Raw genomic sequence first — 26,108 nt, forward strand, 5'->3', positions numbered from 1 at the left:
CACGTACAAACGAGAAAACCGGGACAGATTTATTTTCATTCAGTTTCTCAAAAGCTTAAATAATTCTGTCCCGGTTTTCGCCGGTTTTTTGAAATACGGAACCCACAGGGTGTACTAAACTCTTGTGAGTCGAGTTATGGCACAACTCGGCGGTGCTTAGGAAAGTGTCATATATAGGAGCCCGACATGGTAGACCATTATTTGAAAGGTGTTAGAAAGAAATATGATGATTTTGTAAAGCGGAACGAAAAAAGACGTCTCGAAGACGTAGAGAAAGAATTGCGTGAGCTCATTAATGAGATTGTGTCAACTACATGGCGAGCAGCTGGTGAAGAATTAGAGTGGCAGTCTAGGTGAGCTACTGGGAATAGAAGACCGGGACCGGTTTATTTTTCAGTCAGTTTCTCAGAGGCTTAAATAAATCTGTCCCGGTTTTCGGTTTTTTGTTTTAGGAAAGTGAAGAATGATCCGTACCTCTTCGACCAAGCCATCGATAAGCGCACTCCGCTTAAAGCTTTTCCGCTGCAGAGCAAATTGATCGGGTCAGATATTGCGTATTGCCTCGTCTTGCCGTTTCGGCCAACCGCCGCAGTCTGATTGCCCCCAAAGTTCAACCCCTCAAGGAGTCAGGGAACGGCCAGATGCCCCAGCGCCAGTAATGTCCGAACATGGGCTGCCCGAACATGGGCCAGTGCATGCAGAACCCAAGTCTGCAGGCTATCGTGAGCGGGTGCCGCAGGATTTAACGCTAGCCCGAGTTTCGAAGTAGCATAGGGCCACATGGTTTGCCCCTTGGCGGCTGCCCTTAATGCTGAGAACAATCAACCGGAGACAACAAGGAACCACATGCCCACTGAATCTCTGAGTCTCAAGGCGTTCAGGAAGTCCTTGAGGATGATGGGGCGCAATCTGCTGCCCTGGCTGTTCGCTGTGCTGGTGACTTCTATTCTCGGCTCGCTGGTACAGTCCACGGTGAATATTGTCAGCGTGCTCCAGATGGGGGCTTACGCGAACTGGCGCGACTGGCAGCGGACAATTCTTCATGACCTGCTCTCGTTCGCGCCTTTCTACGGCCTGCTCGTCGGCGTTGCGTTCCTGTTCGCGTTTCCGACGGCGCTATGGCTAACGCGCAAGTGGCCCGGGTTGCGTTCGATATTGCTGGGTGGCTCAGGTGCCGTGGGCCTGGCTGTTGCCTTTGTCTTTGCTAACGAGATGGCGGCAATCCCGACGCTGATCGCGGCCACACGGCACGTCAACGGTTTTATTGCGATGCTGGCCACCGGCGTCATCGGGGCCTGGGTCTTTGCGCGCACCAGTGGCAAGCCGGAATTCCGGGCGCAGAAAGGCTTCACCTGGACCCACCTGGCGTTTCCGATTGTTGTGCTGGCTGCGGCGTTCGCTCTCCATGTATCCATGCGCCCGGAGCGCCTTCGTGCCATCGATGATTACCCCCTGGAAAACTACCGGGTAGCCATTGTTGTCAAAGGGCTTGAGTACCCCTGGAGCATGGAGCAGCTACCCGACGGGCGTCGGCTGGTCGCTGAGCGTACCGGGGATATTCGCATCATCGACGGCGAAGGCGCACTGCTCAAGCAACCTCTCGGCGGCGTGCCCGAGGTTGTTTTCGGCGTTCAGGGCGGGCTGCTGGACATGGAGCTGTCTCCCCATTTTGAGCAGGACCGGACTATCTTTCTGAGCTATGCCTGCGGCTCGGTCGAAGCCAGTAACCTCTGCGTCGGCCGCGGCGAGCTCAAGGGCGACGAACTGCAGAATTTCCACCGCATTTTCCAGGCCGAGCCGCTGACAGACACCACCGTGCAGTTCGGTTCGCGCATTGTGTTCCTGCCCGATGACACTCTGGTTGTGTCCGTAGGCGATGGCTTCGATTTCCGCGAGGAGGCGCAGGACCTGAGTAACCACATCGGCAAACTGGTCCGGCTGCACATGGACGGCTCGGTGCCGGACGATAACCCGTTCGTCGGACAGGCCGATAAACGACCGGAAATCTACAGCTACGGGCACCGGAATCCGCAGGGCCTGTATTACGATCCCGATTCCGGACGGCTGTATGAAAGCGAACACGGGCCCTACGGGGGTGACGAGGTCAATATTATCGAACCCGGAGTAAATTATGGCTGGCCGCTGGCGACCGAGGGCATCAATTACCCCGGCTCCTACATTACGCCCCATGACCAGCTTGAGGGCCTGCGGGGGCCCATCAACCACTGGACGCCGTCGATCGCGCCATCAGGGATGACGATCTATAAGGGCGATGGGTTTCCGGAGTTCAACGGCGACCTGCTGGTCAGCGGTCTGGCCGGGCGCGGCGTGTTCCGGCTGAACCTCGAAGATGGCGAGCTGGTGGCCGACCAGCGGCTGTTCCACGAACTCAACCGGCGCGTTCGCGATGTCATTGTCGGCGACGAGGGCGAACTCTACCTGCTGACCGACAGCGCGTCAGGTGAGATTATCCGCATCGACCCGACAGACGATATCGGGGCGGATTGAGAGTCTCAGCGGCGCCGGCTACTCCGGCGCTACCTGTAAGCCACTTGAAAGCTGAACCATAGCTTGGGGAGCTTCGCTGCATGGGCTGTTGCAGAAACCCGCGCGGATCGCGCAGTTGGGTACCCGCCACACAAGCCGAGCCATACGCCAGTTAGGCTTTCACCCTGCCGAATGCCATTTCACAACAAGAGCTTACATAACATAACACTGGCCTGGCGAAGGCGGTGCTAAGCTTTTTTCAACCTTTCTGCTGCTATGCCAGGCTTTCGGCAACTGCTAAACAGGCGAGTCCCGGCGAACCCAGATTTATCCCTAATTTCTCAAGCGTGCGCTTGCCGGCGTTCATCCTAGAGCCATACACATCAAGAGCGTGACACCCCGTGCCCAAACTCAGCTTTCGCCAGACGATCATCCTCTGCTCAGGCATTGCATTGATAGCCTCCCTTGCCGCGGTTATCTGGATCGCGAACGTCAAGATGACCCAGATGATCGACAAACGTTTGCTGGAGATTGAACTTCCCGCTGTCCTCGGCGAGATACGCAACGAGATACAGATTGAGCTGGTGAAGCCGGTCTCGGTGGCGCGTACGCTGGCCAGTAATACTTTCCTGCTTGACTGGCTTGCCCGTGGCGAGCCAATGGAAGAGCTGGAAGGGGTGTCGAGAAACCTGGCGGCGGTGGAGAATACGGGCGTGGGGGGTGTGTCTTACGTGTCCCGATTGAGCAACCACTACTATACATCTGCCGGCCTCTTCAAAGTGCTGGATCCGGCTTCCAGCAAGGACAGCTGGCTACCGGACTTTCTGTCGGGTTCCGAACCCTATGAGCTATCCGTGGACGTCTCTGACGAAACCAGAGTGCCGACGTTGTTCGTCAACTTTGCGGTCGTAACGGAAAACCGCCGTGTTGCCGCTGTGGGTATCGGTCGAAGCCTGGACTCCATGCGCGAGATGCTGCAACGCTACAGCATCGGCGAAAATGGCAAGGTTTACCTGGTCGATGGCGAGGGTACCGTTCAGCTCCACCCGACTGCGGAGGCATCCCAGCCGCTTGCAAGCTACGTGGGCGCTGATCTCAGTGGCCGGCTGATGAACGACGCTTTCTCCTACGGGTTTCATCAGCGCGATGGGGAAGAGCTTGTTTCAGCGATGCTGCCGGTGCCTGGTATGGGCTGGTATCTCGTCGCCGAAGTTCCTGAATCGGAACTTTACGCTGATGCCCGTTCTGCAACCGCGTTCAATATCATGGTCGGTACAGTTGCCGCTGCGCTTGCACTTATCCTCCTGACCGTACTCTCGGGCCGCATACTGAAGCCAGTGCGCGAAGTGTCTGCGGCGATGACGGCCATGGCTGAACGCGGCGGGGATCTGACCCAGCGGCTGGACGTCCAGTCTTCTGATGAGATTGGCGCGCTCGCCTCGAGCTTTAACGGCTTCCTTGAGAAAATCGCAGTGACAATGCGCTCGGTCAGGGAGACTGAGGTCAAGTTGCAGGCCAGCGTCGCGCGCGTTACTGCGGCGATCGACAGCACCGCCAGCCGCTCAGGCCAGCAGGCCGAAAAATCACAAATGGCCGCAACAGCTATTCATGAGATGACCGCCACCGTGCAGGAAATCGCCCGCAGTGCAGAAACGGCCGCGGTAAACGCGTCGCGGTCGCAGGAAGAAAGCGTCAAAGGCATGGAGGTGTCCAGGGAGACTGTCCAGGGCATGCAGACCCTGTCGAACGACATGGACAAGGCCGCGCTCGACGCCGATCACCTGGCCGTGGAAATCGAAGAGATCTCCTCGATTCTTGAAACGATACGCTCCGTGTCCGAGCAGACCAACCTGCTGGCACTGAACGCGGCTATTGAAGCCGCTCGCGCTGGAGAGCACGGCCGCGGTTTTGCTGTCGTCGCGGATGAGGTCAGGCAGCTAGCCCGTCGCACCGCTGAGGCCACGTCGGAAATTAACGACAAGATCGACCGCCTCCAAACCAGTGCAAAGTCTGCGGTGGCATCCATGCACAAAGGCAAGCAGATCAGTGAGGTCAGTGTCGCGAGCACGGAACGCACAGGCGCGTCATTGCAAACGATTCTCTCGCTGGTCGAATCCACCAGCGATATCACCACCCAGATCGCCACGGCGACCGAAGAGCAGTCTCTGGTGGCAGAGGAGATCAACGGTAATATCCAGTCGATCGCCGATCTGGTCAGGGAAACTGATCAGGACATTATCCGCAGCAGCAAGGATTGTAGCGAAATGGAGCGTCTTGCACGGGAACTCGGGGAAACGATTTCCCGCTTCCGTACCTGAGGTTCAGGCCGAGAACCGAAGGCCCGCTTCCGCAAAACGGACATGTTATTCAGGCCGATGTCGAAAATTCTTACAGCCCGTTTATTACCGAAATCGTAAGGGGTTGGAAAATAAACCGTAATTATTAGTGGAACAGTTGTTGCTCTTCTCATGCTCACGAATACTCACAGGATGCGAGTTCCAGCGGAGCAACAGAACAATGAACAGTTTCAAACGCATAATCTCAGCTACAGCTTTGTTTGCCATGACGTCGCTTGCCAGCGCCGCCGTCATCACGACGCCGCTGGAAGATGCAACCAATGGCGGTGGCTTTTTCGGTGAGCTGACGTTTACAGACACCAGCGCCAATACGGTTAAGGTGTCAGCGGATATTTCAGCTTCAGTCAATGTCGGTATCACCAAGGGCGACATTCTCGGACTCTGGTTCGATTTTGCTGACTTCAGCGCGCTCTCCGGGCCAGCATCGATCTCGAACGAAGATCCGTCTGGCATCGTGGTCGATACATTCTTTGGCGAGGACTCAGTCAGTTCGTTCCTCAACGGAAACGTGAACCTTAACGGTGCCGGCCAGACCAACTGGGACTTCGCCGTGATTACCGGAAGCAACGGCGGGCCTGATTTTTACCAGACGCTGAGCTTCGATCTGACCATCACCGGCCTGAGCGCCGCGCAGTTTGCCAGCCAGAGAGCGGGCATGCGCGTACAGAGTATCAAGGGCGGCGACTTCCAGGGCGGCTCATCAAAGCTGATCGGCGAAGGTAATCCGCTGGTTTCTGTTCCTGAACCAGGATCACTGGCGTTGCTGACGCTGGGTCTGCTTGGTTTCGGGATCAATCGCCGCAACAAGCGGGCCTGAAAGATAATTCACCGATAAGAGCAGCCCGATAAGACCCACCCGATGAGGCCCTGTGAATGCAGGCCTCGCTGGCAAAAAACCGCGACTCTGCTCGCGGTTTTTTATTGGCACGTATCTCGCATTCGTTGCACGTGTCTCGCAAAGATATCCCGCAACAGTATGCTGAATGGCGGGCGTCGTAGACGGTACGGGCCGTTCCCATGCCGAACGCTCGTCAACTCGTCCAAGAGTCATTTAGATATCACTGTTGGCTGCCATGCGATCACGCCTCCTTCAACGGCTGCCGCGGGTTTTCGATACACGCTCACTGTGGGTTCAATGCCTTAGGAAGATAAATGGCAGGCTATTTACGCGTATCAATAGGACAGCATTCGGATGCCGGCGCCAAGCCGAGCAATCAGGACTTTCACGGGGCACGTGTTCCCGAAGGCGCGGAGCTTGAATCCAAGGGTGTCGCGATGGCCCTTGCTGACGGCATCAGCTCCAGCGATGTGGCCCATATTGCCAGCGAGACCGCAGTTAAGAGTTTTCTGCAGGATTATTACTGCACATCCGCTGCCTGGTCGGTGAAGAAGTCCGCGGACCGGGTGATCAACGCGACGAACGCCTGGCTGACGTCCCACACCAACAACAGCTGGGCACGCTACGACAAGGACCGTGGATACGTCTGCACCTTCACCGGTCTCATCATCAAATCGGCCAGGGCGTACCTCTTGCACGTGGGCGATGCACGGGCCTATCGCGTGCAGGGCCGTACCCTCGAGCAACTGACGCGTGATCATCGCCATTGGACATCGCCCGGTAAAAGCTATCTGGGGCGGGCACTGGGCGTGAATGACCAGTTAGAGATTGATTACCATTCACTGTCGGTGGTCCCCGGCGATATCTTTGTGCTGGTGACGGATGGCATCCATGAAACGCTGACTCCCGGCGCGATTGCAGCGGTCATTGCAGATAATCCGGATGATCTGGACGAAGCCGCGAGAATTATTGTGGGGGCAGCCTATGAGCAGGGCAGTGATGACAACCTGACTGTCCAGATTCTGCGCATTGATGAGACGCCCCAGCCCAAGCTTTACGAACTCCAGCAACACGTGACGGAGCTGCCTTTTCCGCCGACCCTCAATGCCCGCAGCCAGATAGACGGCTTCGAGATTGTTCGTGAATTGCACATGAGCAGCCGTAGTTACGTTTACCTTGCGCTGGACACGGCAACGGGTCGGCCCGCCGTGCTGAAAGTGCCGGCGACCGATGTACGGGAAGATCCGGTTGCGCTGGAGCAGTTCCTGGCCGAGGAGTGGGTTGCACGGCGCATCGACAGCCCCTATGTACTGCGTGCGTACGACCGCGCCCATGCCCAGAACTATCTCTACGTTGCGACGGAATACATTGAGGGCCAGACCCTGGACCAGTGGCTGCGCGACAACCCCGACGCGCCCTTCTCGAAGGTCAGGGCGCTGGTGGAACAGATCGGCAAAGGTCTGCGGGCCTTCCATCGACAGGACATGCTCCACCAGGACCTGCGCCCCGCGAATATCATGATCGACAGCCTGGGCACCGCCAAGCTGATCGATTTTGGCGCGGTTCAGGTTGCAGGTGTCAGCGAGGGCATCGGGTCAGAGAACGCGCCTATGCTCGGCACCCAGCAGTACTCGGCGCCGGAGTATTTTCTGGGCGAATGTGGCTCCGCCCGTTCAGATATCTTCTCCCTGGGCGTGGTGGCCTACCAGATGCTTGCCGGACGCTTGCCGTACGGCCCCGAGGCGAGCCAGGTCAAGAATCGCGCAGGTCTGAATCGTCTCCGGTATGACCCGGTTTATCACTACAACCGCAGTTGCCCCACCTGGATCGACGGCGCCCTGCGCAAGGCGCTGCACCCCAAGCCGGATCGCCGCTATGAGGATGTCTCCGAGTTCATCCACGACCTATACCACCCCAGGCGCGAGTTCGTGAATGCCGTGCGGCCGCCGTTATTGGAACGCAATCCCGAAGCCTTCTGGAAAGGCGTCTCGGGCCTGCTTGCTGTACTTCTTATCGTTCAACTGATCCTGAGCTACGGCTAGGGACCATGGGCGGGGATACCGGTTGCCGTGCCACTGATCGGCCGGGCAATGGGCAGACCTACCCGTTCAGGTTCCGCAAGGTACCGGGCAAGGTTTCATGGGATTGCGTGTAAAAGAAAAGCCGTTGCCGGGTCAGGTCCCGGCAACGGCTCTATCGCATGACTTCAAAACGAAGCACAGACGTCGCTTAGGAAAAGACTCTCTTCGCCTGGGTGCGAACATGGGTTGTGTACAGCACCAGACCGACCAGGGTCAGACCGCCGACCAGGTTGCCCAGCACGGTTGGTATTTCATTCCACACAATGTATTGGTAGAGAGTGAAGTCGGCGCCCATCATCAGGCCGATCGGAAAGAGGAACATGTTCACTACGGAGTGCTCGAACCCCAGGTAGAAGAACACAATGATCGGCATCCACATGGCCATGATCTTGCCAGAAACATGGGTGGATATGGTGGCGCCCACCACGCCCATCGAGACCATCCAGTTACAGAATACACCCCGCAGGAAAAGCACGATCCAGCCGGCCAGGCCCGCGTCCTGATAACCCACCGTCCGGCTCTCGCCAACGGCCATCATCTTCAGGCCCACATCGGAGATGGCCTCGGTGCCGCCCATGGAGAAGTTCATGTAACCGAAGAAGGCGATGAACAGCGCACCACAGAGGTTGCCGAGCCCGACAAGGCCCCAGCACCTCAGCATGCGCGGTAACGTTACGCCGGGGCGTTTGTCGAGCCAGGCTATGGGTACGAGCATGAAGACTCCGGTCAGCAGGTCGTACCCCATGAGGTAGAGCATGCAGAAACCGACCGGAAAAAGCAGGGCGCCCAACAGGAATGAGCCGGTCTGAACCGCTATGGTGACGGCGAAAATGACAGCGAGCGCCAGCGTGGCACCGGCCATGAATGCACGAATCAGGGTATCCCGCGTTCCCATGTAGATCTTGGCTTCGCCGGCGTCAACCAGCTTGGTAACAAACTCGTTGGGTAGAAGGTAAGACATAACAGCAGCTCTCTGTGCGAAATGGAAATGGAGTTTCTGGAACGACGCGCTGTTGAGTCAGAGTCTCTTTCTCAGCGCGGAAGATAGTCTTCCCGGCCGCCCACGGCTGGCCGCGAGCCGTTACCAGCGTTTGTAAGGGAGGAACTTGCCGTCCATGGTGATCACCACCCGATCGCCTTTGGGGTCCTCCACTTTGTCCACGTACATCTTGTAATCGATGGCACTCATGATGCCGTCGCCGAATTTCTCGTGTATCAGAGCCTTGACGCTGGGGCCGTAGATCATGGTCGCCTCGTAGAGGCGATAGATAAGGGGATCCTGGGGCACACTGTCGCCCCAGTGCTTGGAAGGGGGCGTCTGCAAAGCGGTCGCGACTGCCTGATCGAGTGCAAGCGTCTCGCACAGTGCCTTGGCCTGCTCCTCCAGCATGGTGTTCATCCCGAAGCAACAGGATGTCGTCCAGACCGGCGACATGCCGATGGCCTCAGCAATCTGTTCCCAGGCCAGACCTTTCTCGTTTTTGGCGGTGAGGATAGCGGCGGTCATCATTTCATGGTTCATAACTAAACCCTCGGCGTCTTTTGCTACATAGTGGTGCGTAGGCACCGTCTTGGGGCTCTCAGCGGGCACAACCTGTTATATCCGCTGATTTTCCTCGTCCTTCACGCTCTCTTTGCAGGTTCCGCGCCAGTTGGAAAAACGAAGCTCAGCATTGCCTGGGTGCGCTAATGTCGGGCGGTCAAACCACAAGAAGACATCGATGGGCAGAACGTTAAAGAAGCGGGCCGGTGAGCAACCGGGTTGGAGACTGCGGAACTATCGGTTAGAGCGCGCGATTAGAGCGCGGCGGGTGAGGCGCTTTATTACACCGATCAAAGGCGTCGTATTGGGGCTTCTGGCGCTGGGCTTACGCCGGGGAGTCGCATGGAAAAGCAGGACGGATACGACTAACGGAATATGCGCATCAATAACACGCGAGGACATCTGCAGCGTCAAAGCCGATGCCTGTCAGGCGGGTGCAAACCCTGAGCTGACTGCGCCAGCGTGGGTGTTAGAGTCTGCGCTCGACCAGCAGCGGCTCGCCTGACTAGCGATCGAGTTATCCCAGGCCGAACCATCGGCGCGACGAGATGACCGGACTGATACGCTCCACCGTCACTCTCAGCCGTCACTCTCCGCCGCAACTATCAGCCATCGTCTTCTTCAGATTTGGGCGGGGTACGTTTTGCAGCGGCGGCTGTTTTCTGGCTTAGCTTTTCTATACTGCGGCGGAGCTCTTCTACTTCTTCTTCATAGCTTTTTTTTAATTCGCGGGCTCGGCCTGGCGCAGCTGCACGCACCGGTCGCCGACGAGGTTCGCGTTTGCGTTCCTCAACTATCTCGGGATCGGGCTCTGGTTTTGAACCGCGCTCGCCGACCCATACTCGGCGGGGCTCCGATTCTGAACCGCCGACCCAGGCCCAGCCGGACCAAGGTTCCCGACGCGTACGGGCAGATGCTTTTTCCCGGGCTTCACGAAGACTTAGTGTTCTACGCCGAGTGTCATAGCCAAGGTAGGCTACAAATCCAAGCAGGACTATAACGCCGACTCCAGCGAAGAACTGACTAAGCATCAAGATGCTCCAGCGCTTCCAGTATCCAGTAATAGACAATGAAGGCGTAGGCCACAAAAACCGAGGCGCTCAGGACGGCAATAAAGGCTCTCCCGCCGGAAAGCTGATCAAAGTTGGCGAAGACGTAGCCAACGATCGCCGAAGCGATAGCCATAGAGCCTAGACATAGCTTTTCCTGCAGCGCTATCTCGACCAGTAAACGATCCCTTTTTGGCATAGGTCACCCGTATATCGGTCGTAATCACATCTATTGCTACAGTATTCGCGCCGGACCCAAGGCGCAACTGCTGATGGCAAGACGTTCACGTGAATCAGATTTCGCCCAAGCTGTCCAAAATTTATTTGACCCCACCGCGGTCTATGCGCGGGAATGACTCCCTGTCTTTGAACAACAGACATCCCGATTAAAACCAAAGACATCCTGATTAAAACCAAGGAGGGGCTGGAATGAGATCGATCGAGCTGGCCGGTACGCGGGTACCGGTAATAGGACAGGGCACCTGGCACATGGGCGAGGATACGGGGCGACGTCGCGCGGAGGTCGCTGCGCTCAGGGAAGGCGTCGAGCGGGGCATGTGGCTGATCGACACCGCTGAGATGTACGGTGAGGGCGCGGCGGAGAAAGTCGTTGGCGAGGCCATCTCCGGTCTGCGAGATAGCGTCTTTCTGGTCAGCAAGGTCTATCCCCACAATGCCAGCCGCCGCGGTGTTGTCGACGCTTGCGAGCGAAGCCTGAAGCGGATGAATACGGACGTGATCGACCTGTATCTGCTGCACTGGCGCGGCCAGTATCCGCTGGCGGAGACCGTGGAAGGTTTCGAACGGCTGCGCGAACAGGGCAAGATCAGGCGCTGGGGTGTTTCGAACTTCGATGTGGATGACCTGGAGGAACTGGCAAACCCCGCCTGTGCCACCAATCAGGTGCTCTACAATGCCCAGACCCGGGGCATCGAGTTTGATCTGCTGCCCTGGCAACAACAGCATGATCTGCCTTTGATGGCTTACAGCCCGATAGGTCAGGGGGGTGAGCTGCTAGGGCACCGGGTCCTGCAGGATATTGCACAGCGGCACGGCGCTACATCAGCCCAGGTCGCCCTGGCCTGGCTACTCCGGGAACCCGGAGTCATTGTCATTCCCAAGGCAGTCGGCAGCAACCATGTGCGCCAGAATGCCGAAGCCGCTGCGGTAGAGCTAACCCAGGAGGATCTGGACCTGATCAATTCAGCATTCCCGCCGCCGGGGCGCAAAGAGCCGCTGGCGATGATCTGAAGACGCCGGCAGAGCATTGTGGGGCGTGGGCGGTCCCCGACTTTTGTGAGCTTAGGGTCGAAGCCCAGTATTACTGCGCTTCGTGCCCGAGGTCGTTGTTTCCGCGCGGCCTGTTACCGAGCGCTATATCGCCATACCAGGCCGTAGCGGCTTCGCCGGTGTTGTCGGAGTCAGACATGATACCGATGCCGACGATCCCGGGCGGCTCCTCGCCGAAGGCTTCCCGGTAATCAGCAAGTATATTGCGTTCAACGCTTACCCAGCTTCCCGCCTGGGCATTACCAGAGTTCACCGCGATCATACGGGTCGCGTCACTGTACGGGTTCGGGACGACTTCTCCCACCGCAAGCTTATTGGCCCAGATGTAGTTGAGCGACCTGCCGGGTAGCTCGGCCCCAAACAGGGCCGAGGCGGCTTTACGCTTCATACGCTCGAAAAAGCCAGCTTTGTCAGGTTCGAAGGCAAAGGCGACATAAACGCGGGCGGGGTGGTCGTCGCCTGCTTTGCTTCGAGCATCGCCGCTTTCGTAGACATTGCTTATCTTCCAGCGCCAGGACAGCACCGGGTACTCCGTCGGATCGAGCTGGACCCGGGTAATCAGTCCCGATGCGCTGTTATCGGTTTCTGCCTGGACGACTTGAATCTCGTCCTCTTTCTTAAAGCTGTAGACGGTTCTGTTGTCGATGTTGGGGAAGGTGAGCGGCTCCCAGGCGCTGTCCGGGGTACCGATGTCGGTCTGGGCTGAGAACGGCGGTACCGGCACCGTCTCAACGTCGGCTTTTGTCTCTGCAACTGCCAACAGGGCCAGAAACAGGGCCAGGCAGCGGGCGGGGGAAATGTTGTAGCGGCGTGTGGGCATATGCACGTCCATGAGGTGAAAACCAGAAGGAGCACTGACCGGTTATGAAATCGGCGGCCCGGCGGCGAAGTATGGTCCCGACGCTACCCTTAACCCCAGTGCTCCTCAAGCGAAACGCGCTCGGGGCCACAGAAACCCGAGCCGACTCAGGGTAAGCTCTGTCTCCCTTTGTTACGGGGTCTCAGTCACGCGGACCGGCACGGGCAAAGACGAGCCGATGCTGCGACTAACCTAAAACGTCTGGCGCAGGCTCGCCGGCAAACCTCAGGTGGCCCTTCCTTTTCCATAACTAACGTCGAGAATGATCCATGCACTATTTCCAGAACAAAGTTGCGATCGTCACCGGAGGTGGTGGCGACGGCATCGGTAATTCACTGGTCCTGCAACTGGCGCAGGCCGGTGCGAGAGTGGCGTTCTGCGACGTCGCAGGGCTGGATAAAACCGAAGCCGAGCTCAAAAAGATGAGCGCGCCCTGGCTTAGTGCGAAGGTAGACATCGGCGATAAAGCGGCTGTGAATGCCTTTGTTGATCAGGTTCTGGAGAAATTTGGCCAGATCGACATCCTCATCAATAACGCCGGTGTCGCGCTGGGCGACCGCAGCTTCGACGAGGTCACCGAAGCGGACTTTGAGAAGATTACGAACATAAATTACTGGGGTGTGATTCATACCACCCAGCGCTGCTATCCACACCTGCTCAAACGCCCCCAGGCAGCGATCGTCAACCTGTCCAGTAGCCAGGGTATCCTGGCCTTGCCCTATCTGGTGCCCTACTGCACGACCAAGTTTGCGGTAAGGGGTTTCACCGATGCACTCAGGGCAGAGCATAAGATTCGCGGTGTGCATAACGTCAGCGTGCACACCGTGCATCCCGGCGCGGTGGCGACCAACATCACGCTCAATGCGGATTACCATAACAGTGCCACCACGCAGCAATTCCACAAGATGCTGCAGAAGGGCACTTCACGCGAAAAGGCCGCTGAGCTCATCCTGAACGGCATCCGTAAAAAGCGCGGCCGCATCTTTATTAGCGACGGTCACGCCCAGGACATCCTGGCCCGGCTGCTACCGTCTGCTTACGTGGCTCTGGTGAAGTTAACCATGCGCTGGCGGGGCATTACGTTTCGCTGAGCAGCGCATATAGCACGCTCAAGCGCTCGGCGGTCCTGACCTGCGTCCCTGACCCGTTCGCTCTTGATGGCCTGGCTGTTTCGAGGCCAATAAGGCGGCGGGTCCCTGGTTGACGATTGACGCGAGTGTGGGGACGGGTACTGCGCAGCAGGCTACTTCTTTGACCACTCTCACCGGTAAACCCACGCTCGGGAACCGGTGAATCAACGCTCGGTCCAGTAGCGTTGCATTTCGACGAAGAGGAAAGAGGCGCTCCAGGTGATCAGTACCAGGCCGGTCAGTGCCTCAATGCCGGTCAGATAACGCAGCGCGCCCAAGGGCTGGATGTCACCGTATCCGAGGGTGGTGAAAGTGGTGAACGAAAAATACACACAGTCGATAAAACTGCCGGAAAAGTTTCCGGCCAATCTGCCCCAGCCCTCGGCCGCATGCATAAAAAAATAGGCAGAGGCAAATAACCAGACTTGAATGACGTGGCCAATCAACACGCCGACGACTGCGACAATCAACCGGAAGCGGTGACGGAAGCGAATCCCGGCGATCAGACCGCTCAGCCTGACCAGGCATTCGTAATGGGTCAGTACAGAAACAATGACGATTAAGCTGTTGATCAGGCTGACACTGATCAGGCCTGCCTGGTTGGCCATCTCCAATGTACTGTTCCCCTCGGATTGAGTTGGAATTAATTCAGCTGGGGCGGCTCCAGATCGTTGCACAGTGCCTGAATGCCGATGTGCCACTGCTGCCGAAGTGCCTGGAAGTAGCGGCTCTGGTCGGTGACCCGATCGTTGAAACAAGGCTTGAGGCTATCACGCCGATATATAGCCACGTCTAGAGGCATGCCCACGGAAAGATTGCTCTTCATAGTCGAATCGAAGGAGATCAGGGCGCATTGGTAGCCGCGCTCCAGCGAGGTTGTGTAGGAAATTACACGATCGAGTATCGGCTTGCCGTACTTGGATTCGCCGATCTGGAAGTAGGGTGTTTCCTTCGTGGCCTCGATGAAGTTGCCCTCGGGATAAATGTTGAACAGCCGGTGCTGTTCGCCGCGGATTTGCCCGCCGAGTATCATCGAGCAGCTGAAGTCGACGTGATTGATGGCGCCGTTCGGGTTATCCCGGTGGATCACTTCGCGCATGGTCTTTCCGATTAATTCCGCCGCCTCGAACATGGAGCTGGTACCGAGAATGCTGCCCGGGGCGGCGCTTAACCGCTTCTCCAGCAAACTGATGACGCTCTGGCTGGTAGCGAGGTTGCCAGCGGAAAGCAACACGAGTTCCCGCTCGCCGGGCTGCTCGAAGACGTGCATTTTGCGAAAGGTGGAAATCTGATCAAAGCCCGCATTGGTGCGGGAGTCGGACGCGAACACCAGGCCATCTGCCAAGCACATCGCCACGCAATAGGTCATGGCCAACCCTCAGGGATCTAGATGTACTAGTTTATACGGTTCACCGCGGAATGCGTGGGCTCCTGCCACTTTTACTCCCAATATTGCCTTTTTCCGTTCGCACTGCCGCCTTTTCTATTGGCACTGTTGCCTTTCTTGAACTCACTGGCCGTCTGAAGCCAAAGTGACCCAGGCCCGGGTTTGCAACTGCTCAGTACCGCCGCCACTGCGCACGCCTCTGACAGGGGCAGCATCGCCATAATCCAGACCGGTAGCCAATTTGATGTGGCTTTCCGCAACGTTCAGCAGGTTAACCACGTCAAAGGTATGCCAGTTATGGCCCAGCCAGGCCTCAGCCCAGGCGTGGGTTGCGAGATGATCTTCACTGAAAGTGTGGATGTAACCGCTGACGTAGCGCACCGGGACACCAATATGACGGCAACAGGAAATGAAAACGTGGGTATGGTCCTGGCATACCCCCGCCTTCTGCGCGAAGGCTTCCGCCGCTGTGTGCGTGACCGAAGTGACGCCTGGGGTGAAGTGGATATGTTCAAGAATACGATTCATCATCCGGATCAGGCTGCGCTTGTTGGCCGAGAACTGGCTCGCGAACGCCTTGATGGCTGAATCCGCCTCAGTCAGCGCGGTGTGGCGCAGGAACACCTGGGGTGGGAAGGGCGAGTCGTCCCGGGTCAGGGATTTTCCGCTAAGGTCGACGACACCCTCGGCGGTCAGGGTTATTTCGGTAACGGCCTTGTCCATGACCATAACGGTGACCAGGTTGCCGAAGCCGTCCGTCATCTGGCTTGTCGTTCCGGGCGTCGTCAATTTCCACGACAGCACCTTCTGCTGGGAGGTATTGCGCGGCGTCAGGCGCAGGTACTGCAGGCTGTTCTCTGTGGGTGAGTCGTAGTTGTAAATGGTGTCGTGGCGGATATGCAGTTTCATCGTTACCACCCCATGTAGTCTTTCTGGATTTGGCCGGCGATACGCTGGATACGGGCGAGGAAATCCACGAGGTATTCGTGCAGGCCCCGCTCTTCAATGTACTCGCGGTCGCCATAGCGGATATTGGCGAACAGGCTGGTGGCCAGCCGGCGGGCGCGGCGGGCAGGGCCACTTTCGATCTGCTCCAGCAGGCTGGCAATCTCCTCCAGGCAGGCATGAAGGGACCGGGGGACATCCGGCTTGAGAATCAGCAATTCCGCCACGTTCATCGGCTCGATGTTGTGACCGTAGGTGTTCTGGTAGGCCTCGAACGCCGCCAGGGAGTGCAACAGGGCTGTCCACTCGAAAAACGACTGGGTCGGGTGCCCCTGGAGTGACCCGATGGCCATACGATGCCTTATGTCCAGCACTCTGGCCGTGGTGTCGGCTCTCTCGATAAAGGTTCCCAGACGCAGAAAGTGAAAGGCATCATTGCGTAGGAGCGTCCCATACGCCGCCCCGCGAAACACATGGGAGCGCTCCCTGGTCCAGTCGAACACGCGACTGGCATTGGACTCACTGACGCCTTTCGCCCGCAGCTCCTTCAGCTCCAGCCACGACAGGTTGATGCTTTCCCAGACGTCTGCGGAAAGGTTGCCCCTGACCTGCAGGGCATTATCCCGGGCGGTGCCGAAGATGCTGAAAACACTGGCAGGATGGCGGTCGTCGAGCAGCAGGAAGTCGATCAGGTTCTGGGGGGTAACTTCGCTGTAGAACTCATAGAAGATTTCCCGAGTGCCTGTGACCAATAGTGGCACTGAGAGTTGCTCTTCGCGGTCTTCAGGCACGTCGATCAGGGCCATGGTGAGACTGACGTCCAGCAGGCGGGCCTGGGTTTCGGCGCGCTCGAGATAGCGAGCCATCCAGAATAGAGATGAGGCGGCGCGGCTCAGCATTGGTCGTCCTCCAGCACCCAGGTATCTTTGGTTCCGCCGCCCTGGGAAGAGTTGACCACCAGGCAGCCCTCTTTCAGTGCGACCCGGGTCAAGCCGCCCGGCACCATCTGTATTTTCTTGCCCGACAGTACAAAGGGACGAAGGTCCAGGTGGCGGGGGGCAATGCCCTGATCCACAAAGGTGGGGCAGGTCGACAGGCTCAGGGTGGGCTGGGCGATGTAATTGTCCGGTCTGGCTTTAAGTAGGTCCCGGAAATGACTCAGCTCCTGTTTGCTGGCGCGGGGGCCAATCAGCATGCCGTAACCGCCGGCGCCCTGGGTCTCCTTGACCACCAGGTCTTTCAGGTTATCCATCACATAGGCCAGGTCCTTGGGTTTGCGACACTGCCAGGTGGGCACGTTTTTGAGAATAGGCTCCTCGTTCAGGTAGAAGCGGATCATGTCCGGTACATAGGGGTAGATGGATTTATCGTCGGCTACGCCGGTGCCCATGGCATTTGCCAGCACCACGTTGCCGGTGCGATACGCCGCATAAAGGCCTGGGACGCCCAGCATGGAATCGGGGTTTCCAATCAGCGGGTCGAGGAAGTCATCATCGACGCGGCGGTAAATAACGTCCACTTGCTGCGGCCCCGCGGTAGTTTTCATATAGACACGGTTCTGCCGGACAAACAGGTCGGCGCCTTCGACCAGCTCGATGCCCATCTGGCGGGCCAGGAAAGCGTGCTCGAAATAGGCGCTGTTGAACCGGCCGGGCGTCAGCACGACCACGGTCGGATCGGGTTTGAGGGAGGCGGCCCGCAGGGTTTCCCCCAGCAGGGCAGGGTAATGATCCACGGGAGCGACAGGCGCCTGGGCGAAAAGTTCGGGGAATAGCCGCATCATCATGCGACGATTTTCCAGCATATAGGAGACGCCGCTCGGGCAGCGGAGATTGTCTTCCAGCACGTAGAAGTCGCCGTCGTTATGGCGTATCAGATCAATGCCGGCAATGTGGCAATAGAGATTGCGGGGCAGTTTCAGCTTCTGCATACCGGGCTGGTACTGGGGGTTGGCAAAGACCTGTTCGGCGCTGATGACACCGGCCCGGATAATGTCGAAATCGTGATAGATGTCAAACAGGAATCGATTCAGGGCCTGCACCCGCTGACGCAGCCCCGCCTGCATTTTCTGCCAGTCGCTGGCCGAAATAACGCGGGGAATCAGGTCGAAGGGTATCAGCCGGTCTGTACCCTGGCCTTCACCATAGACATTGAAGGTAATGCCCAGGCGCTGGAACAGTACGTCTGCCTCCCGGCGCTTTTCTGCCAGTACCGACTCCTCGGAGCTGAGCAGCCACTTCTCGAGCAGGCGACAACTGGGTCGAACCTGGTTGTCCTGATCAAATAGCTCGTCGTACAGGCCTGCGTGGGGCGTCTGGATCTGCATGGGGGCGACCTCTTGCTGAGCCCGTGTTTAATAACACTCAGCAAAAGGCTCAGCAAAAGGCAGGCCACCTGGCTGGAACCAGGTCGATATCCTGGTGCAGCGATGCGACGGACGCTCCCGTCGAAACAGTCGTGGATTACTCTATAGCCGTCGCGCCGATGCGGTGAATGCTGAGATCAGCGCCGTTGAATTCCTCTTCCTCGCTCAAACGCAGTCCCGCCAGGAAGTTGATGGCGCCATAGACCAGCAGCCCGCCAACGAACGCCACAAGTACGCCGGCTCCAGCGCCAATGAGCTGTGACATGAGGCTGATGCCGCCGAGCCCGCCTGCGGCCTCCTGCCCGAAAAGCCCGGCAGCGACCGCGCCCCAAACCCCACAGACGCCGTGCAGAGGCCAGACACCCAAGACATCGTCCAGACGCTCGATTTTCGCCTGGGCCCATTCGAACAGATAAACGAAGACGGCACCGGCAACAGCACCGGTGATTAATGCACCGACCGGGTGCATGAGGTCCGAACCGGCGCACACCGCGACTAATCCGGCAAGCGGACCGTTATGGATAAACCCGGGATCCTTCCGGCCTACCAGCATGGCAATCAGAATGCCGCCGACCATGGCCATCAGGCTGTTGACGGCGACGAGGCCGCTGATGCCGCCCAGGGTTTGCGCGGACATAACGTTGAAACCGAACCAGCCGACGGTGAGTATCCAGGCGCCGAGGGCAAGAAAGGGTATGTTGGATGGGGCAAATGCCACGACTTTGCCATTACGGTAGCGCCCTTTTCGTGCACCGAGCACCAGCACCGCCGCCAACGCAATCCAGCCGCCGACCGCATGCACCACGACAGAGCCGGCAAAGTCGTGGAAGGGTGCACCGAACTGGACCTCAAGCCAGGCTTGAAAACCGAGGTTGCCATTCCAGATGAGCCCTTCAAAGAACGGATAGACCAGAGCGACAATAAGCCCGGAGGCGATAAGCATGGGATAGAAGCGCGCCCGCTCGGCAATACCACCGGAGACGATTGCCGGAATGGCCGCCGCGAAGGTCATCAGGAAGAAGAACTTCACCAGCTCATAGCCGTTGCCGCTGGTCAGCTCTGCGGCGCTGTTCATGAAGTGGTCGCCGTAGGCAATGTAATAGCCGACAAAAAAGTAGGCCACCGCCGAGATGCCAAAGTCGGTCATGATCTTGACCAGGGCATTGACCTGGTTCTTGTGCCGCACGGTACCGACCTCGAGGAAGGCAAAGCCCGCATGCATGGCCAGCACCATAATGGCACCGATGAGAATGAAGAGGGTGTTGGCGCTCTCGGTCAGGCTGTGAACTGCACTCGCGATATCCACGGGTCGGGTTGCTCCTGATTGAAGGTTCTGGTTTTAAGCTGCACGGGGATGCTATGCATTCGTAGGTCGTGCATTGAAGCGGTGCATACAGGCAAGCCGTGTTCCAGATTAATGCAATAGCTTTGCCCGCAAGGCGTTAAGCAGATCATGATGTGGCGCTGACCGCGCGGAGGAGGATAAAAAAGCCGTTAAGTGGTCCATAGCGGTGCATATTGATGTTGTGTGCACCAATGTGGCATGGCTAACCGAAGTGGAGGCGCTACCGGACTGGAGAGCCTTTTCCACCGACTGAACATGCCGGCAGCCAGGCGCTGCGTCACCAGGATAACTGGTCCTCAGGCAGGGTGAGGTCGATGATCGCCGGGCCGTTTTCGCTGTCCTGCCGGTCGAGCAATTCCCGTAGACGGACCTCCTCTTCCTGGAGCGGGCCTGAGCGGTCGACTATGATCTCCACCCGACGGTTTTCGGCCCGGTTCACCGGCGTGGTGTTGGGAAATCGGGGTTTTGTGTCCGCAAGCCCTGTGACCGCAAGCCGCTGGGGATCGACTTCGCCGCTGGCCAGCAGGACATTTGCTACCGCAGACGCGCGGGCCGCGGAGAGGTTCCAGTTGCTCTCAAACTGCTCTGTGCGAATGGGGATGTTGTCAGTATGACCCTCGACGCTCAGCTTGCCCGGTATCCGGGCCAGCAGCTCAGCCATTTCCAACAGCAGGCCCTCCAACTCCCAGGTCAGCTTGGCGGAGCCTGAGGGGAAAGAGCCTTTTTCCTCGATCCTGATCTCAATGCGTTGCTGGTTCTGCTCCACCTCGATACGGCCGTCCTCGATCGCATCCTCCAGCAGCGAGCGTATCTGGGCGGCGGTGCTGTCCATCTGCGCTTTCAGCTCTGCCTGGATCTTCTCATCCTGTGCACTCCGCAAAGTCTCAAGTTCGGGCGCTTCTTCGGACTGGGTCTGGCGAACCTCATTGAGAAGCGTGGGCTCGGGCGGTGCCGGTGAAAACTGGTCGAAGACGGCGCTGGTGCCTTCGGGGGGCTCAAGGGCGATCACTTCCCGCTGCACGCCAAAAGCCTGGGACATTGCGCCGGCGATCTGTTTGAATTTCTGTGCATCAATTTCGGAGAACGAGAGCAACAGCACAAAGAAGCACATCAACAGCGACATCAGATCCGCGAAGGTGACGACCCAAGCGGGAATGCCCGGTTTCTCCTCTTCCGGCAGCTCATCCATCAATCAGCCGCCCGCTGCCTGGGTGTCATTGGCTTTTTCCCGTTTTTCGGGGGGCAGATAGCTGCTCAGCATCTGCTCCATAACGCGGGGGTTGGTTCCTTCCTGAATGGCCACCAGCGCATCGGTATAGAGCGATTGCAGCCGGGCTTCCTCTGTCATCCTGAGGGAGAGCTTATCGGCGATAGGGCCGGCAATCATGGTCGCAATCATGGCTCCGTAGAGTGTAGTCAGCAGGGCGACGGCCATGGCGGGTCCAATGGACTTCGGGTCTTCCATGTTGGACAGCATCTGCACCAGGCCAATCAGGGTGCCGATCATGCCCATGGCGGGCGCTACATCCGCCATGGCCGTAAATACCTTGGCGCCTGAACGGTTGTGGTCCAGGGTCATCAGCCGCTCTTTGGTCAGGAGCTGGCGGATAGTCTCACCGGCCTGGCCGTCTACCAGCATCTGGATGCCTTTTCCCAGAAACGGCGACTGCACCTCGCGTTGCTCCAGTCCCAGTACGCCTTCCTTGCGGGCGATCTGTGCCACCTCCACCAGTTCCTCGATGCTCTCCTGAGTATCCGGCAGCTTGAACTTGAACGCCCGGGCGGCTGCCTTGAAGGCGCCCAGGAACTGCTTGAAGCTGAACTTCGACAGCACGACGAGCAAGGTCCCACCGATAACAATGAGAAGCGATGGCCCGTTGAGAAAGACGTCGGGTGCTGCCCCGAGAATGACTGCAGAGCTGATAAGCAGAAGGGCGCCGACGAGGCCGACTAGAGTGGCAAAATCCACAGTAACACCATATTCCTGAGTTTAAGCTGTAAAAAAGCAGAGAAAGCTTGCCATCCTAACAGTCGCACGTCCCGAGTTCCCGGTTATTAGGGCCGAGTTCGAAGAGTACAGCCTGATAGTAATGACTAACGCTCAGTACGGCAGCGGTATTTGTACTTTTTTTAACCTGAGTATTGTTTTACTCGATTGTTTCAAAGAATGCTCCGCCCCGGGCATTCATACTGGCTACTGGATAGCTATGCGACCATTTACTTATTCGAATCTATCGCGTGCCCTGTTATGGCGGCACTGCTATTCATCCCGAGCTTCTGTTTCTTCCGGCGGAGCCGACCATGATTGTCTATGGGCCAGGCGGATCTTGATGTCAGTAGATAAAGGGAAGCAAGACCAACTCATACTGAGTAAGAGCGCTTAACCATGTCAGACAAAAATAAAAGTCATGCGGACGGAAGCAAACCCGGCCCGATCACCATGGGCTATAAGAAGCGTGAGCGGATCAGCGTCGATGAGTGCATGGGCATGTACGACCTGTTCGCCACGTACTACCGCAACGCGCCACTGGAAACCTTCCTCAAAGACCTTTCCAACAAGACAGGCGTGCATATTGCCAAGCGCAAGTCGGATGGCAAAGTAGTCGGGTTCTCGACGGCGACGCGGTTTGATATCGAGGTCGAAGGCCGTAAGGTCAAGATGCTGTTCAGCGGCGACACCGTCATGGCAAAGGAGTACTGGGGCAACTCTGCCTTTCCCAAGTCCTTTGCCAGGTGGATATTATCGGAGCGGCTACGCTACCCGTTCGCCGAACTTCACTGGTTCCTCATTTCCATGGGCTATCGCACGTATCTCACCATGGCCAATAACTTCTACAACTATTATCCCAATATCGACGGCGATGATCCCTACCTCAAAAAAGTAGCAGCCGCTGCGAGCGAGGCATTGTTCCCGGGCAAGCTGGACCCGGAAACCATGTTGCTCGACTTTGGGGAGGACGCCTGCGCCCTCCAGGATTTTGTCACGCCGATCACAGACAACGAACGCCTTGTGCCCAAAATTGCGTTTTTCGAGTCTCGCAATGCGGAATGGATGAACGGCAAGGAAATGGCCTGTATCGGCTCGCTGGATCATATGAGCTTCGTAAAGCTGCTGATTCTCGACGCACGTAAAACCTTGTTCAAGAAGGGTGCGCGCAAAGGCATGAAGCAACAGAGCTCTGCTGAAGCTCCGTCAGCCGCAGCGGGAAAGGCAGTGGTCCAGCAGGTGGTCGCTAAGCAGGCAGGAAGCAGGCAGGTAGCAACCAAACAGGCGGCGCCCGAAAAGACAGCCAAGAAGCAGGCAGTTACTGGACGGATAGCCGCTGAATAGCGATCAACAGAGGGTCCGCTCTTAATCACTGGCGATAAACCGGGATACCCGGAAGTCACTCTCATTCAACTGCAATCTGGCTCAACTGCAATCTGGTTCAAAGGGTAGGGGCGACGGGAAAGGCGGCCGCGAAAAGCTAAGGACAGCGTCTACCGAACTCCAGGCTTAACCGATTCTCATGTCTACAGCTCCGATTTGCCCTCGGCACCGATTGCCGCCAAAAGTTCTGCGTTGTCCAGCGGACGGCCCCAGATATTGCCATGAATCAGCTCCTCCAGAGGCAATCGCGAGCGCCAGCCTTTGGACTGTAATTCAGGCTGCTCCAGGAATTCGCTGACATAACCCATGCACAAGTATGCAAGGGGATAGACTTCGTCAGGGAGCTTCAGGGTTTCGGCCAGCTGTTGCTGGTCCAGAATACTGACCCAGCCCACGCCAATGCCCTCAGCCCTGGCAGCCAGCCAGAGGTTCTGCACCGCCAGGCAGGTGCTGAACAGGTCGGTCTCAACAATGGAATTACGGCCCAGTACATGGGTGCCGCCCCGGCTTCGGTCGCAGGTGATGCAGAGGTTAAGCGGGCTTTCGAGAATGCCCTGGAGTTTCAGCGAACGGTAGCGGGTGCCCTTGTCGCCGGGGTAGTTCTCGGCGGCTTTGCGGTTTTCCTGCTCGAAGATACCGAGCACGGACCTGCGTACCTCAAGACTATCGATCACAAGGAAATCCCAGGGCTGCATGAACCCGACCGAAGGCGCGTGGTGGGCAGCGTTGAGTAAGCGGGCCAGCACATCCGCCGGGATCGGGTCAGGCAGGAACTGGGAGCGCACATCCCGACGCTCGTAAATGGCTCTGTACAGGCCTCTCGTTTCTTCCGCCGTAAACGGGCGGTTATTGTCATTCATTTGACGTTTCCTTGGACGAACAGGCGAAGGCGGGACACCATCCTTTTTACAGGACGCCTTTCTGGACAGCGCTTGCGCTGGCTCGACATGGTTATCTAACTAAAAGTGGGGCAGCGCGGACCCTGGTTGAAGCCTAAGGCCGTCCGGCATGGGGTACCTCTACCTCGCATGTTAGCAGCTCCGCTTCCGCGGCTGCGCTGCGGTGCCGGGGGCTGGAGTCCGGAGCGCAGCAGAGGAGCAGGGTGCGCCCGTTATCACCGCCGAGCATGCAGGCGAAAATGCCTAGTCCTTGGGGTGCTTTTACTTGGTCAACAATGCCGCCGCCTGGGGCTACGCGTATACAACGCTGACCGACTGCGTCCGCCACCCATATAAAGCCTTCCGCATCCAGGCAACAGCCGTCGGGTGCTACCTTGATCTGCTGCACCATCTCTGCCCGCGGACCCGGGGCGGGCCTTTGGCCAAAGGTAGCCCAGGGTCGTCTGTCGGTCAGGCGTCCGTCCCTCTCGATCGTGAAAGCGGTCAGGCAGTTGCCGAAGGTTTCGCCGACGATCAGTGTGCCGCCGTCGGGTGTGATAACGCTGCCATTGGGAAAGTAGAGGTCCTCGGCGGCCACCACGGCGGTACCGTCCGGGTCTACCCTGACCAGCGCCGCTGGACGGAGAGCGTCCTTGCCGGCCAGATCACAGCCAAAGTTGCCGACCCAGGCCCGCCCCTGGCTGTCCACGACCATGTCATTGGCCCAGCCGGTGGCGTGCACGGACAGGTCCGCATGGGTTTCAGTGCGACCGTCCGGCCAGCGTCGAAGCACCTTGTGATCGCGCATGGATACCACGAGTAAAGAGCCATCAGGCATCCAGCCCAGGCCGGAGGGCTGCTCATTAACGGTCAGGACTCGTTCGGCGCTCCCGTCTGTCGTGATTGCCCAGACAGTGTGGCTGTAGAAATCAGAAGCCCACCAGCGCCCGTCATGCCAGCGCGGCCCTTCAAAAAAGTGACCCTTGGTGAAAAGCGACTGTAGGTGTCCGGTCATTGAGCGCGTCCCCTTGTGTATTGGCAGGGCGCCAGCTTAACGACATGCCGGACCTTAGCAAACCGCTTTTGCGCGGTTGCCGGGTGCCGGTTCTGCCCCGACTGCTTAGGAACCAGCTTCAGCTATTCGGGCTGGCGGCTTCTACCTTAAATACCGCCTCATCAATGCCCGGGCCGAGTACTGGATCAGGATAGGCATGCTTGCCGAGGCCAACCCGGGCATGACCTTTCGGCAGATTGTGAGTGAACAGCTGAACCATGCCGGTGTCGACATCAGGAAGATTGCCGGCGTCTGCGGTGAAGCTGCAAACCGCGGATAAGATGCAGGTCTCCAGCTGCGGATGGGTATGAAGACCTCACACTGCGGGAGGAGACGCGGCGCTAACGGGGAAGGGCTCAGCGCTGGGTCATGATGGCCTGCAGCGGCGATCCTGCCAGATTTGCAACGCGCTGTCGCTGCGGTTCAGTATGGTTGCGTTACGGTATGATTGCGGATCAATATATTTGGTCGGTCGGTCGGTCGGTCGGTCGGTCGGTCGGTCGGTCGGTCGGCGGCGCTCGCACGCAAAGAATAACAAATAACAGACGGGACAAATCATGGCACAGGTAAGCGCAATCCCGGCGGAGGGCTTGCGGCGACTCTCCACGGAACAACTGCTGGTGGTGTTTGGCGGGATGGAAGCTCCGGCTATGGAAGAGATGGACGGTGAGTACGCAGCTGAATTGCTGCGGCAGCCCAGTTTATTTGCCGCGATCTCAGGCGCGGTTTCAGTGTCGAACCCGCTCATGCCCTGGCTGTGCAAGGCCTTCAGGCCGGTAGATGCGGGGACCGGGCGAGGCTATAACACATTCCGGATTTTCGGTCGTGTTGTGCAGCGTTATCCCATGCAGACGTTGATCGCACCGTCCCGATTCGACGGCAAGCCGGCTTATCAGCTGGTCTATCGGGCCTATCAGTCACTGTGCGGCGACATTCATATGGTAGACGAAGTGCGGCGTGCTGCGCCGGGCGTCTATCTGGGCATTGGAACCTGGGGCTACACCGAACGCCAGCGCCAGGTTCCTCTTCCGTTTATGCTCGAAGGGCCTAAAGCCCGGTACCGTGGTGACGTAGGCCGCCGACGGGCAGGGTTTGTGGTCAACCAGGAGCTGAAAAAAACAGCATACTGA

Annotated in this window: 25 protein-coding genes; 10 read left to right on the plus strand and 15 right to left on the minus strand. The window is 58.0% G+C overall.

Annotation, left to right across the window (positions count from 1 at the left end; translation table 11 throughout):
• Nucleotides 1-186 precede the first annotated feature (186 nt).
• The 5 genes from soil367_RS18805 to soil367_RS05635 all read left to right on the plus strand — a co-directional run bounded on the left by soil367_RS18805 (nucleotide 187) and on the right by soil367_RS05635 (nucleotide 7,724).
• Entirely contained in the window at nucleotides 187-357 is a 171-nt protein-coding gene (locus soil367_RS18805) for a hypothetical protein (protein WP_172962280.1), read from the plus strand.
• 489 nt (nucleotides 358-846) lie between these two features.
• A complete protein-coding gene (locus soil367_RS05620; protein ID WP_172962281.1) occupies nucleotides 847-2,508 on the plus strand; it encodes a PQQ-dependent sugar dehydrogenase in 1,662 nt (553 codons plus the stop codon).
• Nucleotides 2,509-2,888: 380 nt separating this feature from the next.
• Nucleotides 2,889-4,805 carry a methyl-accepting chemotaxis protein gene (locus soil367_RS05625; RefSeq protein WP_136547747.1) on the plus strand — a complete coding sequence of 639 codons (1,917 nt, stop codon included), beginning with the start codon at nucleotides 2,889-2,891 and terminating at the stop codon, nucleotides 4,803-4,805.
• Between the two features lie 199 nt (nucleotides 4,806-5,004).
• Nucleotides 5,005-5,661 carry a PEP-CTERM sorting domain-containing protein gene (locus soil367_RS05630; protein ID WP_136547749.1) on the plus strand — a complete coding sequence of 219 codons (657 nt, stop codon included), beginning with the start codon at nucleotides 5,005-5,007 and terminating at the stop codon, nucleotides 5,659-5,661.
• 335 nt (nucleotides 5,662-5,996) lie between these two features.
• Nucleotides 5,997-7,724: a bifunctional protein-serine/threonine kinase/phosphatase gene (locus soil367_RS05635; RefSeq protein WP_136547751.1), complete on the plus strand. Its 1,728-nt coding sequence runs from the start codon at nucleotides 5,997-5,999 to the stop codon at nucleotides 7,722-7,724.
• Nucleotides 7,725-7,911: 187 nt separating this feature from the next.
• Here soil367_RS05635 and soil367_RS05640 read toward each other — a convergent pair whose 3' ends face one another.
• The 4 genes from soil367_RS05640 to soil367_RS05655 form a co-directional block, all read right to left on the minus strand.
• The gene (locus soil367_RS05640; protein ID WP_136547753.1) at nucleotides 7,912-8,724 is read right to left on the minus strand and encodes a formate/nitrite transporter family protein; all 813 of its coding nucleotides are present in this window, start codon (nucleotides 8,722-8,724) and stop codon (nucleotides 7,912-7,914) included.
• 120 nt (nucleotides 8,725-8,844) lie between these two features.
• On the minus strand, nucleotides 8,845-9,285 hold the full coding sequence (cynS, locus tag soil367_RS05645; protein WP_136547756.1) for a cyanase: 441 nt from the start codon (nucleotides 9,283-9,285) through the stop codon (nucleotides 8,845-8,847).
• Nucleotides 9,286-9,911: 626 nt separating this feature from the next.
• Nucleotides 9,912-10,337 carry a hypothetical protein gene (locus tag soil367_RS05650; RefSeq protein WP_136547758.1) on the minus strand — a complete coding sequence of 142 codons (426 nt, stop codon included), beginning with the start codon at nucleotides 10,335-10,337 and terminating at the stop codon, nucleotides 9,912-9,914.
• Nucleotides 10,330-10,554 carry a hypothetical protein gene (locus tag soil367_RS05655; RefSeq protein ID WP_136547760.1) on the minus strand — a complete coding sequence of 75 codons (225 nt, stop codon included), beginning with the start codon at nucleotides 10,552-10,554 and terminating at the stop codon, nucleotides 10,330-10,332. The genes soil367_RS05650 and soil367_RS05655 overlap by 8 nt, the downstream gene beginning before the upstream one ends.
• A gap of 230 nt (nucleotides 10,555-10,784) precedes the next feature.
• On the opposite strand from soil367_RS05655, the gene soil367_RS05660 reads away from it, so the two are divergent.
• The gene (locus soil367_RS05660; RefSeq protein ID WP_136547763.1) at nucleotides 10,785-11,606 is read left to right on the plus strand and encodes an aldo/keto reductase; all 822 of its coding nucleotides are present in this window, start codon (nucleotides 10,785-10,787) and stop codon (nucleotides 11,604-11,606) included.
• A gap of 70 nt (nucleotides 11,607-11,676) precedes the next feature.
• On the opposite strand, the gene soil367_RS05665 is transcribed toward soil367_RS05660, so the two are convergent.
• Nucleotides 11,677-12,465: a DUF3047 domain-containing protein gene (locus soil367_RS05665; protein WP_136547764.1), complete on the minus strand. Its 789-nt coding sequence runs from the start codon at nucleotides 12,463-12,465 to the stop codon at nucleotides 11,677-11,679.
• Nucleotides 12,466-12,773: 308 nt separating this feature from the next.
• Here soil367_RS05665 and soil367_RS05670 point away from each other — a divergent pair, with 308 nt between their 5' ends.
• Nucleotides 12,774-13,595 (plus strand): SDR family NAD(P)-dependent oxidoreductase, encoded by an 822-nt coding sequence (locus tag soil367_RS05670; RefSeq protein WP_136547767.1) that lies wholly within the window; start codon nucleotides 12,774-12,776, stop codon nucleotides 13,593-13,595.
• Between the two features lie 203 nt (nucleotides 13,596-13,798).
• On the opposite strand, the gene soil367_RS05675 is transcribed toward soil367_RS05670, so the two are convergent.
• The 8 genes from soil367_RS05675 to pomA all read right to left on the minus strand — a co-directional run bounded on the left by soil367_RS05675 (nucleotide 13,799) and on the right by pomA (nucleotide 21,645).
• Nucleotides 13,799-14,242: a potassium channel family protein gene (locus tag soil367_RS05675; protein WP_136547769.1), complete on the minus strand. Its 444-nt coding sequence runs from the start codon at nucleotides 14,240-14,242 to the stop codon at nucleotides 13,799-13,801.
• Between the two features lie 35 nt (nucleotides 14,243-14,277).
• Complete coding sequence (locus soil367_RS05680; protein ID WP_136547771.1) at nucleotides 14,278-15,003, minus strand: proteasome-type protease; 726 nt, start codon at nucleotides 15,001-15,003, stop codon at nucleotides 14,278-14,280.
• Nucleotides 15,004-15,144: 141 nt separating this feature from the next.
• Nucleotides 15,145-15,930, minus strand: a complete 786-nt coding sequence (locus soil367_RS05685) for a transglutaminase family protein (RefSeq protein WP_136547773.1) — start codon at nucleotides 15,928-15,930, stop codon at nucleotides 15,145-15,147.
• Nucleotides 15,931-15,932: 2 nt separating this feature from the next.
• Complete coding sequence (locus soil367_RS05690; protein ID WP_136547775.1) at nucleotides 15,933-16,865, minus strand: alpha-E domain-containing protein; 933 nt, start codon at nucleotides 16,863-16,865, stop codon at nucleotides 15,933-15,935.
• A complete protein-coding gene (locus soil367_RS05695) occupies nucleotides 16,859-18,292 on the minus strand; it encodes a circularly permuted type 2 ATP-grasp protein (protein ID WP_136547777.1) in 1,434 nt (477 codons plus the stop codon). The genes soil367_RS05690 and soil367_RS05695 overlap by 7 nt, the downstream gene beginning before the upstream one ends.
• A gap of 136 nt (nucleotides 18,293-18,428) precedes the next feature.
• On the minus strand, nucleotides 18,429-19,637 hold the full coding sequence (locus soil367_RS05700; protein ID WP_136547779.1) for an ammonium transporter: 1,209 nt from the start codon (nucleotides 19,635-19,637) through the stop codon (nucleotides 18,429-18,431).
• Between the two features lie 316 nt (nucleotides 19,638-19,953).
• On the minus strand, nucleotides 19,954-20,865 hold the full coding sequence (locus soil367_RS05705; RefSeq protein ID WP_136547781.1) for a MotB family protein: 912 nt from the start codon (nucleotides 20,863-20,865) through the stop codon (nucleotides 19,954-19,956).
• A 3-nt stretch (nucleotides 20,866-20,868) separates the two neighbouring features.
• The gene (gene pomA / locus soil367_RS05710; RefSeq protein WP_136547783.1) at nucleotides 20,869-21,645 is read right to left on the minus strand and encodes a flagellar motor protein PomA; all 777 of its coding nucleotides are present in this window, start codon (nucleotides 21,643-21,645) and stop codon (nucleotides 20,869-20,871) included.
• A gap of 417 nt (nucleotides 21,646-22,062) precedes the next feature.
• Between pomA and soil367_RS05715 the strand changes: the two genes are divergently transcribed.
• Nucleotides 22,063-23,007, plus strand: coding sequence for a hypothetical protein (locus tag soil367_RS05715; protein WP_136547785.1), 945 nt, complete (start codon nucleotides 22,063-22,065; stop codon nucleotides 23,005-23,007).
• Nucleotides 23,008-23,189: 182 nt separating this feature from the next.
• Here the strand turns inward: soil367_RS05715 and bluB are convergent, their stop codons facing one another.
• Together bluB and soil367_RS05725 are read right to left on the minus strand one after the other, a co-directional pair.
• The gene (gene bluB / locus soil367_RS05720; RefSeq protein ID WP_136547787.1) at nucleotides 23,190-23,906 is read right to left on the minus strand and encodes a 5,6-dimethylbenzimidazole synthase; all 717 of its coding nucleotides are present in this window, start codon (nucleotides 23,904-23,906) and stop codon (nucleotides 23,190-23,192) included.
• Nucleotides 23,907-24,039: 133 nt separating this feature from the next.
• Nucleotides 24,040-24,939: an SMP-30/gluconolactonase/LRE family protein gene (locus soil367_RS05725; RefSeq protein WP_136547789.1), complete on the minus strand. Its 900-nt coding sequence runs from the start codon at nucleotides 24,937-24,939 to the stop codon at nucleotides 24,040-24,042.
• Between the two features lie 160 nt (nucleotides 24,940-25,099).
• Here soil367_RS05725 and soil367_RS18960 point away from each other — a divergent pair, with 160 nt between their 5' ends.
• Both soil367_RS18960 and soil367_RS05735 read left to right on the plus strand, forming a co-directional pair.
• Nucleotides 25,100-25,258 carry a TA system antitoxin ParD family protein gene (locus soil367_RS18960; protein WP_281283917.1) on the plus strand — a complete coding sequence of 53 codons (159 nt, stop codon included), beginning with the start codon at nucleotides 25,100-25,102 and terminating at the stop codon, nucleotides 25,256-25,258.
• Between the two features lie 277 nt (nucleotides 25,259-25,535).
• Entirely contained in the window at nucleotides 25,536-26,108 is a 573-nt protein-coding gene (locus soil367_RS05735) for a hypothetical protein (RefSeq protein WP_136547793.1), read from the plus strand.

This window comes from Hydrocarboniclastica marina, from assembly GCF_004851605.1.
GTDB classification, from domain to species: domain Bacteria; phylum Pseudomonadota; class Gammaproteobacteria; order Pseudomonadales; family Oleiphilaceae; genus Hydrocarboniclastica; species Hydrocarboniclastica marina.

Coding starts and splice junctions, on each gene's coding strand:
- soil367_RS18805 (WP_172962280.1), top strand. CDS start 187: ATGGTAGACCATTATTTGAAAGGTGTTAGAAAGAAATATGATGATTTT.
- soil367_RS05620 (WP_172962281.1), top strand. CDS start 847: ATGCCCACTGAATCTCTGAGTCTCAAGGCGTTCAGGAAGTCCTTGAGG.
- soil367_RS05630 (WP_136547749.1), top strand. CDS start 5,005: ATGAACAGTTTCAAACGCATAATCTCAGCTACAGCTTTGTTTGCCATG.
- soil367_RS05635 (WP_136547751.1), top strand. CDS start 5,997: ATGGCAGGCTATTTACGCGTATCAATAGGACAGCATTCGGATGCCGGC.
- soil367_RS05640 (WP_136547753.1), bottom strand. CDS start 8,724: ATGTCTTACCTTCTACCCAACGAGTTTGTTACCAAGCTGGTTGACGCC.
- cynS (WP_136547756.1), bottom strand. CDS start 9,285: ATGAACCATGAAATGATGACCGCCGCTATCCTCACCGCCAAAAACGAG.
- soil367_RS05650 (WP_136547758.1), bottom strand. CDS start 10,337: ATGCTTAGTCAGTTCTTCGCTGGAGTCGGCGTTATAGTCCTGCTTGGA.
- soil367_RS05655 (WP_136547760.1), bottom strand. CDS start 10,554: ATGCCAAAAAGGGATCGTTTACTGGTCGAGATAGCGCTGCAGGAAAAG.
- soil367_RS05660 (WP_136547763.1), top strand. CDS start 10,785: ATGAGATCGATCGAGCTGGCCGGTACGCGGGTACCGGTAATAGGACAG.
- soil367_RS05665 (WP_136547764.1), bottom strand. CDS start 12,465: ATGCCCACACGCCGCTACAACATTTCCCCCGCCCGCTGCCTGGCCCTG.
- soil367_RS05670 (WP_136547767.1), top strand. CDS start 12,774: ATGCACTATTTCCAGAACAAAGTTGCGATCGTCACCGGAGGTGGTGGC.
- soil367_RS05675 (WP_136547769.1), bottom strand. CDS start 14,242: ATGGCCAACCAGGCAGGCCTGATCAGTGTCAGCCTGATCAACAGCTTA.
- soil367_RS05680 (WP_136547771.1), bottom strand. CDS start 15,003: ATGACCTATTGCGTGGCGATGTGCTTGGCAGATGGCCTGGTGTTCGCG.
- soil367_RS05685 (WP_136547773.1), bottom strand. CDS start 15,930: ATGAAACTGCATATCCGCCACGACACCATTTACAACTACGACTCACCC.
- soil367_RS05690 (WP_136547775.1), bottom strand. CDS start 16,865: ATGCTGAGCCGCGCCGCCTCATCTCTATTCTGGATGGCTCGCTATCTC.
- soil367_RS05695 (WP_136547777.1), bottom strand. CDS start 18,292: ATGCAGATCCAGACGCCCCACGCAGGCCTGTACGACGAGCTATTTGAT.
- soil367_RS05705 (WP_136547781.1), bottom strand. CDS start 20,865: ATGGATGAGCTGCCGGAAGAGGAGAAACCGGGCATTCCCGCTTGGGTC.
- soil367_RS05715 (WP_136547785.1), top strand. CDS start 22,063: ATGTCAGACAAAAATAAAAGTCATGCGGACGGAAGCAAACCCGGCCCG.
- bluB (WP_136547787.1), bottom strand. CDS start 23,906: ATGAATGACAATAACCGCCCGTTTACGGCGGAAGAAACGAGAGGCCTG.
- soil367_RS05725 (WP_136547789.1), bottom strand. CDS start 24,939: ATGACCGGACACCTACAGTCGCTTTTCACCAAGGGTCACTTTTTTGAA.
- soil367_RS05735 (WP_136547793.1), top strand. CDS start 25,536: ATGGCACAGGTAAGCGCAATCCCGGCGGAGGGCTTGCGGCGACTCTCC.